Consider the following 13,871-nt stretch of genomic DNA (forward strand, 5'->3'; position numbering starts at 1 on the left):
GACGGCTACTGCAGGGAAAACGTGGCCCGGTTGCTGGAGACGTCGCCCAGCTTGGCGGTGAACACATAGGTCCCCGGGCGCGGGTTCGCGGCCACGGATTGGCACCCCGGCGCACTGCGGAGGCGCTCCCACGTGAACCGCGCGGTCTCTTCCTCGCCTGCCGCGATCGACACGTGTACGTCGGTGGCATCGGCCAGGCAGTCCGTGGTGGAGAAGATGCGGTCGGATCCGCTGACGACGGTGAACTCCTGCTGGGTGGTTCCCACGTTCACCGAGCAGTCGGAACCGCTCGTGTTCTGGATCGACATGACCAGGACCGGGTCTTCGTTCGCGCCGTAGGAGCCCTTGTCGGTGTCGGCTGAGACGGCGATGTCCCCGGCCGCGCACTCCGGTCCCGAGGCCCCGGACGGCGAGGCGGACTCGGGAGCGCCCGACGGCGACGGGCCCGAAGGCGGGGCCGCGGACTCGGACGACGGGGCGGCCGCGGCGGGTGACGAGCCGCCGGTCGCGGCGGGATCCCCGTCGCCCGCGAAGAGACCCGCCAGCGCCACGATTCCCCAGACCAGCAACCCGACAACGAGGACCGCCAGCACGGCCGCCAGGGTGCGCCGTCTCCGATAGACCTCCGGGCGGGGGCGCGCGGCACCCGTGCGCGACTGCTGGTTTGCCATGCCTCTAGGCTATGGAAGGGCCCAACCAAGTGCCGGTTCCCACGCCGGGCACTAGAGTATTTGGTGCCGCATCCACCAATCCAGGAGCAACGTGCCCCGCCCAGTCGACACTTTCCGGCCGGAACTGCCCGCCGCGGGACTCGCCGGCGTCCACGCGAGCGTCACGTCGTGGTACGCCGCGAATGCCCGCGACCTGCCTTGGCGCCGCGCGGAGTGCTCTCCGTGGGGCGTGATGGTCAGCGAGTTTATGCTGCAGCAGACCCCGGTGGTGCGCGTCCTCCCCGTCTGGACGGAGTGGATGGAGCGATGGCCCTCCGCCGCCGACCTCGCCTCGGAGCCGGCCGGCGAGGCGCTGCGCGCATGGGGGCGGCTGGGTTACCCGCGGCGGGCGCTGCGGCTGCATGCGGCCGCACAGCGCATCACCGAGGACCACGGCGGCGTGGTTCCCGCCTCGCGCGCGGAGCTGCTGGCGCTGCCCGGGGTCGGCTCGTACACCGCGGCCGCAATCGCCAGCTTTGCGTTCGGCAGCCCGGAGACGGTCGTGGACACGAACATCCGCCGTGTCCATGCCCGGCTTGTGACCGGGCGCGCGCTGCCCGAGCCCAGCTACACGGCGGCCGAGGCCCGGCTCGCCGATGCGTTGATGCCCGAGGCGGCATACGACGACGGCGGGCTGGCGAACGCCTGGAACGCGGCGGTCATGGAGCTGGGCGCGCTGGTGTGTACGGCCAGGTCGCCTCGCTGCGCCGACTGCCCCGTACTCGAGTCCTGCGCGTGGGTGGCGGCCGGCCGGCCCGAGCCGCACTATGTGCCCAAGGGGCAGCCGTGGGCCGGGACGGACCGCCAGGTGCGCGGGGCCATGATGGGCGTGTTGCGCGCCTGCGACGCACCGGTGCCGAGGGACCTGCTGCTCGGCGGCGTCGACGTGGTGTTCCCTGCCGCCCGCGACGGTGACCTGCTGCCCGGCGGTACGGAAGCGGCGCCGGCGTGGCGGCTCCTGACCGAACTCGCCGCCGCGGCGCCCCAGCGCGAGCGGAGCCTGGCCGGGCTCCTCGCCGACGGCCTGGCGCACGAGGGCCCGGCCGGGATCGCGCTGCCCCACTAGCACCCGCAATGCGCCGAGTCCGTACGGTGCCCCGTTCGTTATTCCTTGGAGACTCCCTTCCCGGGTGCGCGGACCTACTCTGGTGCCATGTCCCCGTGTTTCCCGGCAACATCGAAGGCGGCGAAGCGGGCGGGCACGTCGCGGACCGCGGCCGCCCGCGGAGCGTTGCTTGTCGCGACGGCCGCGCTGGCCGGATGCGCCGTGGCGCCGCCGACGGCCGCGTGCCCCGAGATCGCCCTGCTGCGCGGCTTCAACGTGGTGGTGGAGGCGGACTCGGTTCCGGCCGATCCGCCCGCACGCGTGGTTGTGAAGGTCTGCCAGGACGGCACCTGCCGCACGGCCGACGTCGAACTCATTCCCGGAACCGACTCCGTCGACCAGGGTTGCGAGGGGACCGGGCCGGACTCCGTCTGCTCGGCGGCCGCGGTGCCCAACGGGACCCTGGTCGGGACGTGGGCCACCGCGGACTTCTCGCCCGGGCCGCTGACGGCGACTGTCTCGGCCACCGGATTCGGTCCCTACAAGGAGGCGCTGGAGGGTACGGAGGCCCGGTCCGGAACCGGCGCGTGCTCGCAGACCGCCTTCCAGACCACGCTTCGCGTCTCCGGGGGAGAACTCACCGCGGCGGGCGACGCGGCGGCCCCTCCGGACTGACCGGCAGCAAGAAGCCCCCGCCAGTTCGTGACCGGCGGGGGCTTGGTGTGTGCTGCGAGCTCTACCGCTGCTGGTTCTCCGGGTTTTCCTCGCCCGGCTGGCCGCCAAGATGCTGCTCCTGGGCGCCATCGACGAAGTCGTTCGCCTTGCCGGCATGTTCACCCAGCTTGTCGCCGTGCTGCTCCTGGAGCGAGTCAACGCCTTCGTTGATCTTGTCGCCGTGTTCGTTCTTGAGGTTTTCCAGGTTCTCGCCCAGTCCGCCAAGGTTGTCTCCGAAGCCCATTGTCGACCTACTTTCGTTGGTGTTTCCCGTGGTTGCCATCGGTTCCGCGCAGCGCCCGGTTCGTTTGGCGTCCCGGGCAGTGCGCGCTAGCCACGATAGGCACCTTCGGCGCGCCGTGTCCAGCATCCATGGCGTTGGCGCCGCCCCCGCGCATCCCCGCGGCGGCACCGCCGCTAGTCTCGGAAATGGGCGATCATACGGGTGTTGCCGAGTGTGTTCGGCTTGACGCGCGCCAGGTCGAGGAACTCGGCCACGCCCTCGTCGGTGGACCGCAACAGCTCCGAGTACACCGTGGGGTCCACGGCGGTCTGGTCGGCCATGACCTCGAACCCGTTGGCGCGGAAGAAGTCGACCTCGAAGGTCAGGCAGAACACGCGCTGGACCCCGATGTCCCTGGCCTCCCGCATCAGCCGTGCCAGCAGGGCCTTGCCCACGCCGCGGCCGCGCCATTCCCCCGAGGTGGCCAGGGTCCGCACCTCCGCGATGTCCTCCCACATCACGTGCAGCGCTCCGCAGCCGACGATCGTGCCGTCGGAGGCCTCCGCAACGAAGAATTCCTGAAGGTTCTCGTAGTAGGCGACCGCTTCCTTTTCCAGCAGGACCCGTTCGTCGGCGAGCGGCTTGACGAGCGTGCGGATGCCGGCGACGTCCGGTGTGCGGGCACGTCGAATGGAGAAGGTAGTCATGGGCCCCATCTTAGGCGGGAGGTTGGGGAGGATGCGGCGAGGCCCGCCCCGCGTGGTCGCGGGACGGGCCTCGTGGCGTTGCCGGTGTGCCGCCGGCTACTTGCTGCCGTGACCGGCGTGGCTCTCGATGGCGGCCGGCAGGGTCTCGCCCTCCAGCGCCGCGTCCTCCACGTGGCCGATGAAGGTGAACTTCGCCGTGTCGCCCTCGCCCTCGACGTCCACCGTGACGGTCTGGCCGGTCATGACCTCGCCGAAGAGGATCTTCTCCGAGAGCTGGTCCTCGATCTCGCGCTGGATGGTCCGGCGCAACGGACGGGCGCCCATGGCGGGGTCGTAGCCGCGCGTGGCCAACAGGACCTTCGCCGCGGGGGTCAGCGTGACGTGCATGCCCTTGTTCACCATGCGCTTCTCCAGGCGGGCGACGAACAGGTCGACGATCTTGACGATCTCCTCCTGCGTCAGCTGCGGGAACACCACAACGTCGTCCACGCGGTTCAGGAACTCGGGGCGGAAGTGCTGGCGCAGCTCCTCCTGGACCTTGGCCTGCATGCGGTCGTAGCCGGTCTTGGTGTCCGTGGCCGACTGGAAGCCGGTCATAACGCCCTTGGAGATGTCGCGGGTTCCAAGGTTGGTCGTCATGATGATGACCGTGTTCTTGAAGTCCACGACGCGTCCCTGCGAGTCGGTCAGGCGGCCGTCCTCGAGGATCTGCAGCAGCGAGTTGAAGAGGTCCGCGTGGGCCTTCTCCACCTCGTCGAACAGCACCACTGAGAACGGGCGGCGGCGTACCTTCTCGGTGAGCTGGCCGCCCTCCTCGTAGCCCACGTAGCCCGGAGGCGCACCGAAGAGCCGCGAGACCGTGTGCTTCTCCGAGTACTCGGACATGTCCAGGGTGATCAGCGCGTCTTCCTCGCCGAACAGGAACTCGGCGAGCGCCTTGGCCAGCTCGGTCTTGCCGACTCCGGTCGGGCCGGCGAAGATGAACGAACCGCCGGGGCGGTTCGGGTCCTTCAGGCCGGCGCGGGTGCGGCGGATCGCCTGGGAGATGGCCTTGATGGCCTGGTCCTGGCCGATGACCCTCTTGTGGATCTCCGCTTCCATGTTGAGCAGGCGGCTGGACTCCTCCTCGGTCAGCTTGATGACCGGGATGCCCGTCGAGTTCGCGAGAACCTCGGCGATCAACTCGGCGTCGACCTCCGCGATCTCGTCCATGTCGCCGTTCTTCCAGGCCTTCTCCTTCTCCGCGCGGGCGTCCTGGAGTTTCTGCTCCTTGTCGCGCAGCGACGCGGCGCCCTCGAAGTCCTGGGAGTCGATGGCCGCCTCCTTCTCGCGGCGCACGTTGGCGATCTCCTCGTCCATCAGCTTCAGTGCCGGCGGAGCCGTCATGCGACGAATGCGCAGGCGCGCCCCGGCCTCGTCGATCAGGTCGATCGCCTTGTCCGGAAGGAAGCGGTCGGAGATGTAGCGGTGGGCCAGCTGGGAGGCCGCCTCCAGCGCGTCGTCCGTGATGGACACGCGGTGGTGCGCCTCGTACCGGTCGCGCAGGCCGCGGAGGATCTCCGTGGTGTGCTCCACGGACGGCTCCTTGACCTGGATCGGCTGGAAGCGGCGCTCCAGCGCGGCGTCCTTCTCGATGTGCTTGCGGTATTCGTCCAGCGTGGTGGCGCCGATGGTCTGCAGCTCGCCGCGGGCCAGCATGGGCTTGAGGATGGAGGCCGCGTCGATGGCGCCCTCGGCCGCTCCCGCCCCGACGAGGGTGTGGATCTCGTCGATGAACAGGATGATGTCTCCGCGGGTGCGGATTTCCTTGAGGACCTTCTTCAGTCGTTCCTCGAAGTCGCCGCGGTAACGCGAGCCTGCCACCAGGGACCCGAGGTCAAGCGTGTACAACTGCTTGTCCTTGATGGTCTCGGGGACGTCCCCGCGCACGATCGACTGGGCCAGGCCCTCCACGACGGCGGTCTTGCCGACGCCGGGCTCGCCGATGAGCACCGGGTTGTTCTTGGTGCGGCGCGAGAGGACCTGCATCACGCGCTCCATCTCGAACTCGCGGCCGATCACCGGGTCGAGCTTGCCCTCGCGCGCGGCGGCGGTCAGGTTGCGGCCGAACTGGTCCAGGACCACGGAGCCCGCCGGGGTGCCCTCCTGCTGGCTCTGGCCAACTCCGGCGCCGGCGGTTTCCTTGCCGCCCTGGTAGCCGGAGAGGAGCTGGATGACCTGCTGGCGCACCCGGTTCAGGTCGGCGCCGAGCTTCACGAGGACCTGGGCAGCGACGCCCTCGCCCTCGCGGATCAGGCCAAGCAGGATGTGCTCGGTCCCGATGTAGTTGTGGCCGAGCTGGAGCGCCTCGCGCAGCGAGAGCTCGAGGACCTTTTTGGCGCGCGGCGTGAACGGGATGTGGCCGGAGGGCGCCTGCTGGCCCTGGCCGATGATCTCCTGAACCTGCTCCCGCACGGCCCCCAGCGAGATGTTCAACGACTCGAGCGCCTTGGCGGCGACCCCTTCGCCCTCGTGGATCAGGCCGAGCAGGATGTGCTCGGTTCCAATGTAGTTGTGGTTGAGCATGCGCGCCTCTTCTTGGGCGAGCACGACAACGCGACGGGCACGGTCGGTAAATCTCTCAAACATGCGGCACACTCCTAGCTAACGCGTACCTCGATGCTACGCACCAAATCCACCGTTCGGGCGCTTGTTCGCCGTAGGGATAACACGCCCCGCACCGCGGGCGCGCGACTAGGGATGCGCGGCGCGGTATGCCTCGATGACCTCGGAGTGCAGGCGGCCGCGTTCGCTGACGTGGAACCCGTTGTCAGCGGCCCATGCCCTGATGGCCGGCGCCTCGGCGGAGGAGTACGCGTTGGAGCGCCGGGCCGCATCCACGTAGGGCGCCAGCACCTCGCGCAGCCGCGCGGCGTTGGCCTCGCCCAGGTCGATCTCGTAGTGGTTGCCGTCGAGCCCGAAGTGCACCGTTTCGTCCGCGGGCGACCCATCGAGGTCGTCGACCAGCGTGATTTCGACTTTCCGTACCACGGTGGCTCCTTGTGTTGTTGCTGCCGGCGATCCGGCGGGTTCGCGGGGCGCCGCCGGTTGCCCGGCGACGCTCGCAGTCTATGCACTTCTCCCGCGCGGCAACCAGCTTTGTCGGGGCGGAAAACCTAATTTCCGGCGTCGTCCTTTGGGTTTTCCGCGATGCCGCGCGCGTCCGCCTCGGCCTCGGCGCGACGTTCGTTGCGGTCGACCCTGAAGAGCGAGCGGACAACGAACCAGAAGATGAGTGCGACGACGATCGTCGGCGCCAGGACCTCAACGTACTGCATGCGGGCGCCTACGCTTCCGGCTTGAGGAGGGGGAACAGGATGGTTTCGCGGATCCCGGCGTCGGTGAACAGCATGACCAGGCGGTCCACGCCGAGCCCGATGCCGCCCATCGGCGGGGCGCCGTACTCGAGCGCCCGCAGGAAGTCCTCGTCCAGCTGCATGGCCTCGTCGTCGCCCCCGGCACCAAGCGCGGACTGTTCGGTGAGCCGTTCACGCTGGATGACCGGGTCGATCAGCTCGGAGAACGCCGTCCCGCGTTCCATGCCGCCGATGATAAGGTCCCAAGCCTCGATCACGCCGGGCTTGGAGCGGTGCGGGCGCGCGAGGGGCTGCGCGGCCGGCGGATAGTCGAACACGAATGTCGGGTCCATCAGCGTGGGCTCGACGATCTCGCCGAAGAGCTCGATGACCAGCTTCTGGGCACCCCACTTCGGGTCGGTCTTGACGTCGTGCCTCTCGGCGATCGCGCGCAGGGCCGCCTCGGGGGTCTCCGGGGTGACCTCTTCGCCGACGGCCTCGGACAGCCCCGGGTACACGCCCAGCCAGCGCCATTCGCCGTCGAGGTTGATGGTTCCCTTGGACGTGTCGATGCTGCGGCCGGCGCCGACCGCGTCGGCCGCGTTCAGGATGATCTCCCTCATGCGCTCGGCCATCACGAACTGGTCCGCGTAGACCTCGTAGCACTCGAGCGTCGTGAATTCCGGGGAGTGGGTCGAGTCGACGCCCTCGTTGCGGAACAGGCGCCCGATTTCAAAGACGCGCGGGATTCCGCCCACGACCGTGCGCTTGAGGTAGAGCTCGGTGGCGATGCGGAGGGTCATGTCCTGGTCGAACGCGTTCAGGTGCGTGCGGAACGGGCGGGCCGCGGCGCCGCCGTGCACCAGCTGCAGCATGGGGGTCTCGACCTCCACGTAGCCGTGGCCGTAGAGGGTGTCGCGGATCGCTCGGGTGACGGCGTCGCGCCTGTAGATCATTTCGCGTGCCTCGTCGCGAACGATCAGGTCCGCGTACCGCTGGCGCACGCGGGTCTCCTCGTTGAGGTCGGCGTGGAGGACCGGCATGGGCCGGATGGCCTTGGACGCCATCTGCCACTCGGTGGCCATGATCGAAAGCTCGCCGCGGCGGGAGGAGATCACCGCGCCCTTGACGAAGAGGTGGTCCCCGAGGTCGGCCAGGCGCTTGAAGTCCGCGAGGGCTTTCTCGCCCACGTTGGCCAGGGACAGCATGGCCTGCAGCCGCACGGCGGCGCCGGAGGGGCCGGACTCCTGGAGGGTGGCGAAGCAGAGCTTGCCGGTGTTGCGCTGGAAGACAACGCGGCCGACGACGCCGACGACGTCTCCGGTCTCCTCGCCGGGCTCCAGGTGCGCATACGCCTCCCGGACCTCCTGCAGCGTGTGTGTGCGCTCGACGCCGACGGGGTACGCCTCGCGTCCCGAGGCCAGCAGCTCGGCGCGCTTCTCCAGGCGCACCTGTCGCTGGTCGCTGGTGTCGATGGGCGCGCTCGTCGCGGCGGGGGCGGTTTTGTTGTCGGCAGTCACGGTAGACAATTCTACGTGCTGACACCGGCGGCTCCCCAACGCGCCGGCCGCCGCCCCGGCACGCCGGTCCGTGCCGCGCTCCCCCGCTTCAATAGGATGGGTGCACCATGAAAGAACGCATAGTCCCCACCGTCGACGGCGGACACCTGGCCTTGTTCACGTACGGCCTCTTCGACGCCCCCGGGGACCGCCGGGTCCTGGTGGTCGGGGGCGCGTTCATCACCGCGCTGATCTACCGCCCCTTCGCGAGGTCGCTGAGCAAGTGTCTCGGCGACGAGTGGGCCGTGGACGTCTACGACAGACGCGGCCGGGGACGTTCGTCCGGGCAGCCCGGGGACTACTGCATGGAGACGGAAATCTCGGACCTGGCACTGATGCTGCGGATCACCGGCGCGCGCAACCTGTTCGGCCACTCGCTCGGCGGTTCCGTGGTGCTCAACGCGGTGCAGGCCTTCCAGGGCGACGACCGGGACGACCGCCGCTTTGCTGATCCGTCGCTGGTCCCGGATCGCCTCGCCGTCTACGATCCCGCCATCAACATCGACGGCAGCATCGACGCCCAATGGCTGGAAGGCTTCGTCGAGGCGGCCGACGCCGGAAAGTGGCGGCTCGCGCTGGCCCGGCTCCAGCGCGGGACACGCCACTCGCCCACCCTGTCCAAGGTGCCCGAGCCTATCCTCGCCCTGCTGCTCGCGGGCACCGCCTTCACCAGGTCCGGCCGGATGTTCAGGCAACTGATCCCCACGGGGGTCGGCGAGTTGCGCGCCGCGCTGCAGGAGGAGGACACCGCCGCCCACTTCTCGCGACTGCCGTCGAACACCCGCTTTATGGCGGGGGCCAAGAGTCCCGCCTACTTCCGCGAGACGGCCCAGCGCCTCCACCGGACGGTGGCCGGCTCCGGATACGAGGAGTCCCCGAAAGGCATCCACGCGTCCGTGCCGGCCGCCGTCGGGGAGCTGGTCAGCGACGTGGCCGAGTACTTCCAGGCGGAATAGCCGCTACCAGATCTCCACCCGGTCGGCGGGATCCAGCCACATGCCGTCTCCCGGCCGGGTTCCGAAGGCCTCGTGGAAGGCGGCCATGTTCTTGGGAACCTGGTTGCAGCGGAACTCGCCCGGCGAATGCGGGTCGGTGGTGATGCGCGTGACCATGGTCTCCGGGCGGGTGAGCGAACGCCAGCACTCGGCCCACGCGTAGAAGAACCGCTGATCCCCGTTGCGCCCGTCGATGACCTCGTCCTCGGCCAGTCCGCGCTCCGCGAGGTCCAGCTTGTAGGCCTTGTAGGCGATCCCGAGGCCTCCGAGGTCTCCGATGTTCTCGCCCAGGGTGAGCCGGCCGTTGACCTGGTGTTCCGGGGCCTCGGGGGGAACCAGCGCGTCGTACTGGGCCACGAGCCTGCCCGTCAGTTCCTCGAACGCAATGCGGTCGTCCTCGGTCCACCAGTTCTTCAGCTCTCCCGTGCCGTCGAACTGCGATCCCTGGTCGTCGAAGCCGTGGCCGATCTCGTGTCCGATCACCGCGCCGATCGCGCCGTAGTTGGAGGCGGCATCGCGGTCCGCGTCGAAGAACGGCGACCTGAGGATGCCGGCCGGGAAGCCGATCTCGTTCAGCAGCGGGTGGTAGTAGGCGTTGACGGTCTGCGGGTACATGAACCAGAGGTCCTTGTCCACGCCGTCGTCGATCTTCTTCAGCTCGCGGGCGAACTCGAAAGCGTTGGCGCTCGCGACGTTCGCGATCAGGTCCGCGGGATCCGCCGCGACGGCCGAGTAGTCGATCCACTTCACCGGGTAGCCGATCTTGGGCCGGAACATGGAGAGCTTCTCCAGGGCCTTGCCGATGGTCTCCCGACCCATCCAGGGCAGCTCGGAAATGGAGTGGCGGTAGGCCTCGGTCAGGTTGGCGACAAGCCCCTCCATGAGGTCCTTGCTCCGCTGCGGGAAGTGGCGCTCCACATACAGCTGGCCGATGTCCTCGCCCACCGCGCCCTCCGTGAAGGCGACGCCCCGCTTCCAGCGCTCCTTGAGCTCCTTCGTCCCCGCCAGCTTGGCGGAATAGAAGGAGAAGTTCTCCAGCACAAACGCCTTGGACAGGTACGGCGCGTTGCTGCGGACCACCTGCACCGCCAGCCAGTGGCGCCAGGCGTCGAGCGGCTGGTCCGCCAGGACACGCTCCAGGCCCTCGAGGTAGCTGGGCTGCCACACGTCGACCTCCGCGAAATACCTGGGTTCGATGCCGGCGCCCTCGAACCACAGCCGCGCGGACGGGTGCAGCTCGAAGAGCTGGTCCGCCGTGAGCAGGTTGTAGCGCGCCTGGGCGTCTCGGCACTTCACGCGGTCCCAGTGGTGCAGGGCCAGCGCGGTTTCCAGCCGCACGACGGCACCGGCCGCCTCGTCGGCATCCGGCACCTCGGCGAGCGAGAGCAGGCGCCCCAAGTGTGTCCGGTATTCGGCGAGGAGCTCCGCGAACTGCTCCTCGCGGTAGTAGGACTCGTCGGGCAGGCCGAGGCCGGACTGCAAGAGGGTGAGCAGGTTGCGGTCCGGCCGGCCGGCGTCGCTGCTGGCCCCGGCCTGGAAGTAGCCGGACACCCCGCGCCGCTGCAGGGCGCCGGTCAGGCGCACCAGGGACTCGAGGTCGCCAAGGGCGTAGACCGCGGCGAGGTCCTCCCTGATGGGGTCCATGCCGCGGGCCTCGATCGCGTCCTCGTCCATAAAGCTTGTGTAGAGCGCACCGATCCGGGCCTTGCGGTCGTCGCCCGTCCCGGCCGCGCCGGCGGCCCGCGCCTCTTCGATGATCTCGCGCACTGCCGCCTCGGACTCGTCGCGGAGCTGCATGAACGAACCATAGCTCCCCTGGTCGCCGGGGATCTCGGCCGTGGACAACCATCCTCCGTTGACGTGCCGGTACAGGTCGTCCTGCGGGCGGACCGATTGGTCGCTGTGGTCCTGCCGTGGCGTGGGCAGGGCTGTGGGTTCTGCTGTCATGGCTCCCCGTAGATCGTGGTGGTGCCGCCGTGCCCGCCGGCAAGGGGCGGACTGTGGCGTGGATTACGCTCTGAAACATCCACTTTACTGGCGTTCCTCCGGTTTCGGCCGTGTATGGCCCACGGTTTGCCGGCGTTCATCTCAGCGCGAAATTCCCTACAACGTCCAGTCGCTGATCCCCTCGGAGTCCTCGCCGTGCGCCCGGGTGTGGGCGCGGGCCTCCCGCAGCCGCTGTTCGTAGAGAGCGCGCAGCTCAGGGTGCCGCGCTTCGACGGCCGGGACCCGGTCCAGCACGTCCAGCGCCAGGTGGAAGCGGTCGATTCGGTTGAGCATGGCCATGTCGAAGGGCGTGGTGGTGGTTCCCTCCTCGATGTAGCCGCGGACGTGAAAGTTGTCGTGGTTGGTGTGGCGGTACGCCAACCGGTGGATGAGCCACGGATACCCGTGGTAGGCGAACACCACCGGACGGTCCCTGGTGAAGTACGCGTCGAACGCGGCCGCGGCCAGCCCGTGCGGATGGGCCCTGTCGTCCTGGAGGCGCATCAGGTCGATCACGTTCACCACGCGGATGCGGAGCTTCGGATCGTCGGCGCGCAGCATGGCCGCCGCCGCGACCACCTCGGTGGTCGGCACGTCTCCGGCGCAGGCGAGGACCACGTCCGGCTCGTGGCCGTCCACCTCGCTCCCCGCGAAGTCCCAGACACCGATCCCGGCGGCGCAGTGGTCCGCCGCCTCCCGGGGGCCCAGCCATTGCAGGGACGGGGCCTTCCCCGCCACAACGACGTTCACGTAGTCCCGGGTGCGCATCACGTGGTCCATGGTGTGGATCAGCGTGTTCGCGTCGACCGGGAGGTAGACGCGCACGACCTCCGCCTTCTTGTTGACCACGTGGTCGATGAACCCGGGGTCCTGATGCGAGAAGCCGTTGTGGTCCTGCTGCCACACGTGCGATGAGAGAAGGTAGTTCAGGCTGGCGACCGGTTGCCTCCAAGCCAGCTCGCGGTGGACCTTGAGCCACTTCGCGTGCTGGTTGAACATCGAGTCGACGATGTGGATGAACGCCTCGTAAGAATTCAGCACGCCGTGGCGGCCGGTGAGCAGGTAACCCTCCAGCCACCCCTGGCACAGGTGCTCGCTGAGGACCTCCATCACGCGCCCGGCGCGGGCCAGGTGCTCGTCGACCTCGTGGATCTCGGCTTGCCACACCTTGTCGGTCGCCTCGAAGACGGCCGAGAGACGGTTGGAGGCCGTCTCGTCCGGCCCGAAGAGCCGGAAGTTGTGGGGGTTGCGGCGGACAACCTCCCGCATCCAGCCGCCGAGGTTGGCCATGGCGCCCAGGCGCTCGATGCCCGGCGCGCCAACGTCAACCAGGTGCGCCGAAGGATCGGGAAGATCCAGCGGCTCGAGGAGCCGGCCGCCGTTGGCGTGCGCCGTCGCGCTCATGCGCAGCTCCCCCTCCGGCGCCAGCCGCAAGGCGTCGGCGCGCGGGGCGCCGTCGTCGTCGAAGAGCTCCCGGGGCGCGTATGACAGCAGCCATTCCTCCAGCTGGGCAAGGTGTGTTGGATCCTCGTGGATGCCGGAGAGCGGAACCTGGTGCGACCGCCACGTGCCCTCGACTTTCAGCCCGTCGACGACGCGTGGGCCGGTCCAGCCCTTGGGGGAACGCAGGACGATCATCGGCCATGCGGGCTGGCCATCGATCGTCCCCTCGTCGCGCGCGCGCAGTTGGATGGCGCGGATCGCGTCCAGGCTCTCGTCGAGCGCCGCGGCGAACGCGACGTGGGCCCCGGCGTGGTCGTCCGGATCCTGGACGGTGACGAACCGCGGCGCGTAGCCCAGTCCCTCGAAGTACTTGCCGAGCCGTTCCTCCGGCATGCGGGCCAGGACGGTGGGGTTCGCGATCTTGTAGCCGTTAAGGTGCAGGATCGGCAGCACGGCGCCGTCGTGAACGGGGTCGATGAAACTGGTGGATTGCCAGGAGCCGGACAACGGACCGGTCTCGGCCTCACCGTCGCCGACGACGCAGGCGACGACCAGGGCCGGGTTGTCGAACGCCGCCCCGTAGGCATGGGCCAGGGAATAGCCGAGCTCGCCTCCCTCGCTAATCGAACCCGGGGTCTCCGGCGCGGCGTGGCTGGGGATGCCGCCGGGATAGGAGAACTGGCGGAAGAGCTTCTCGAGGCCGGCGGAATCGAGGGTGATGTCCGGGTAGACCTCGGTGTAGGTGCCCTCCAGATAGGCGTTGGCGACATTCGCGGGGCCACCGTGCCCGGGACCGGTGACGAAAAGCATCTGTTGACCGCGCTCCCGGATGGCCCGGTTCAGGTGCGCGTACATAAAGTTGAGGCCCGCGGTGGTGCCCCAGTGCCCCAGCAGGCGCTTCTTGACGTCGGCCGCCGCAAGCTTGCGCCGCAGCAGCGGATTCGAGCGCAGATAGATCTGTCCCACCGAGATGTAGTTCGCGGCCCTCCACCAACGCTCCAGGGCGTCGACGTCCACAGGGAACTCGACCGGCGGGGCATCTGCTGGCGTGGCGTTGGGCGGCGAGGAACTGGCCGCCGTGACGTCGGGGGAAGTGCCTGCCGGCGTGAGGGCCGACGATTCACCGTGGGAGCTAGTCATACGCCGAAGCGTAC

12 protein-coding genes are annotated in these 13,871 nt (G+C 69.1%); 3 read left to right on the plus strand and 9 right to left on the minus strand.

The window, feature by feature from the left end:
- Window positions 1–5: 5 nt before the first annotated feature.
- Entirely contained in the window at window positions 6–671 is a 666-nt protein-coding gene (locus AC3ZJJ_RS15225; protein WP_489892662.1) for a hypothetical protein, read from the minus strand.
- Window positions 672–762: 91 nt separating this feature from the next.
- On the opposite strand from AC3ZJJ_RS15225, the gene AC3ZJJ_RS15230 reads away from it, so the two are divergent.
- Complete coding sequence (locus tag AC3ZJJ_RS15230) at window positions 763–1,776, plus strand: HhH-GPD family protein (RefSeq protein ID WP_489892663.1); 1,014 nt, start codon at window positions 763–765, stop codon at window positions 1,774–1,776.
- Between the two features lie 87 nt (window positions 1,777–1,863).
- Window positions 1,864–2,430: a hypothetical protein gene (locus AC3ZJJ_RS15235; RefSeq protein WP_489892664.1), complete on the plus strand. Its 567-nt coding sequence runs from the start codon at window positions 1,864–1,866 to the stop codon at window positions 2,428–2,430.
- Window positions 2,431–2,491: 61 nt separating this feature from the next.
- On the opposite strand, the gene AC3ZJJ_RS15240 is transcribed toward AC3ZJJ_RS15235, so the two are convergent.
- The 6 genes from AC3ZJJ_RS15240 to lysS all read right to left on the minus strand — a co-directional run bounded on the left by AC3ZJJ_RS15240 (window position 2,492) and on the right by lysS (window position 8,254).
- Window positions 2,492–2,713: an Rv0909 family putative TA system antitoxin gene (locus tag AC3ZJJ_RS15240; RefSeq protein WP_489892665.1), complete on the minus strand. Its 222-nt coding sequence runs from the start codon at window positions 2,711–2,713 to the stop codon at window positions 2,492–2,494.
- A 173-nt stretch (window positions 2,714–2,886) separates the two neighbouring features.
- Window positions 2,887–3,399, minus strand: a complete 513-nt coding sequence (locus tag AC3ZJJ_RS15245; protein ID WP_489892666.1) for an amino-acid N-acetyltransferase — start codon at window positions 3,397–3,399, stop codon at window positions 2,887–2,889.
- Between the two features lie 96 nt (window positions 3,400–3,495).
- Window positions 3,496–6,027, minus strand: coding sequence for an ATP-dependent Clp protease ATP-binding subunit (locus AC3ZJJ_RS15250; RefSeq protein WP_489892667.1), 2,532 nt, complete (start codon window positions 6,025–6,027; stop codon window positions 3,496–3,498).
- A 105-nt stretch (window positions 6,028–6,132) separates the two neighbouring features.
- Window positions 6,133–6,429, minus strand: coding sequence for a histone-like nucleoid-structuring protein Lsr2 (locus AC3ZJJ_RS15255; RefSeq protein WP_489892668.1), 297 nt, complete (start codon window positions 6,427–6,429; stop codon window positions 6,133–6,135).
- A gap of 125 nt (window positions 6,430–6,554) precedes the next feature.
- Window positions 6,555–6,716 carry a hypothetical protein gene (locus AC3ZJJ_RS15260; RefSeq protein ID WP_489892669.1) on the minus strand — a complete coding sequence of 54 codons (162 nt, stop codon included), beginning with the start codon at window positions 6,714–6,716 and terminating at the stop codon, window positions 6,555–6,557.
- Window positions 6,717–6,724: 8 nt separating this feature from the next.
- Window positions 6,725–8,254, minus strand: a complete 1,530-nt coding sequence (gene lysS, locus AC3ZJJ_RS15265) for a lysine--tRNA ligase (protein ID WP_489892670.1) — start codon at window positions 8,252–8,254, stop codon at window positions 6,725–6,727.
- Window positions 8,255–8,361: 107 nt separating this feature from the next.
- Between lysS and AC3ZJJ_RS15270 the strand changes: the two genes are divergently transcribed.
- The gene (locus AC3ZJJ_RS15270; RefSeq protein WP_489892671.1) at window positions 8,362–9,249 is read left to right on the plus strand and encodes an alpha/beta hydrolase; all 888 of its coding nucleotides are present in this window, start codon (window positions 8,362–8,364) and stop codon (window positions 9,247–9,249) included.
- A gap of 3 nt (window positions 9,250–9,252) precedes the next feature.
- Here the strand turns inward: AC3ZJJ_RS15270 and AC3ZJJ_RS15275 are convergent, their stop codons facing one another.
- On the minus strand, window positions 9,253–11,235 hold the full coding sequence (locus tag AC3ZJJ_RS15275) for a M13 family metallopeptidase (RefSeq protein WP_489892672.1): 1,983 nt from the start codon (window positions 11,233–11,235) through the stop codon (window positions 9,253–9,255).
- A gap of 156 nt (window positions 11,236–11,391) precedes the next feature.
- On the minus strand, window positions 11,392–13,857 hold the full coding sequence (locus AC3ZJJ_RS15280) for a phosphoketolase family protein (RefSeq protein ID WP_489892673.1): 2,466 nt from the start codon (window positions 13,855–13,857) through the stop codon (window positions 11,392–11,394).
- Window positions 13,858–13,871 lie beyond the last annotated feature (14 nt).

The sequence above is a fragment of the Arthrobacter sp. AOP29-A2-19 genome (assembly GCF_058138025.1).

Excerpts from the sequence above, each read along its gene's own strand:
- AC3ZJJ_RS15270 (WP_489892671.1), top strand. The coding sequence starts at position 8,362 with ATGAAAGAACGCATAGTCCCCACCGTCGACGGCGGACACCTGGCCTTG.
- AC3ZJJ_RS15235 (WP_489892664.1), top strand. The coding sequence starts at position 1,864 with ATGTCCCCGTGTTTCCCGGCAACATCGAAGGCGGCGAAGCGGGCGGGC.
- AC3ZJJ_RS15280 (WP_489892673.1), bottom strand. The coding sequence starts at position 13,857 with ATGACTAGCTCCCACGGTGAATCGTCGGCCCTCACGCCGGCAGGCACT.
- AC3ZJJ_RS15275 (WP_489892672.1), bottom strand. The coding sequence starts at position 11,235 with ATGACAGCAGAACCCACAGCCCTGCCCACGCCACGGCAGGACCACAGC.
- AC3ZJJ_RS15250 (WP_489892667.1), bottom strand. The coding sequence starts at position 6,027 with ATGTTTGAGAGATTTACCGACCGTGCCCGTCGCGTTGTCGTGCTCGCC.
- AC3ZJJ_RS15240 (WP_489892665.1), bottom strand. The coding sequence starts at position 2,713 with ATGGGCTTCGGAGACAACCTTGGCGGACTGGGCGAGAACCTGGAAAAC.
- AC3ZJJ_RS15260 (WP_489892669.1), bottom strand. The coding sequence starts at position 6,716 with ATGCAGTACGTTGAGGTCCTGGCGCCGACGATCGTCGTCGCACTCATC.
- AC3ZJJ_RS15225 (WP_489892662.1), bottom strand. The coding sequence starts at position 671 with ATGGCAAACCAGCAGTCGCGCACGGGTGCCGCGCGCCCCCGCCCGGAG.
- AC3ZJJ_RS15245 (WP_489892666.1), bottom strand. The coding sequence starts at position 3,399 with ATGACTACCTTCTCCATTCGACGTGCCCGCACACCGGACGTCGCCGGC.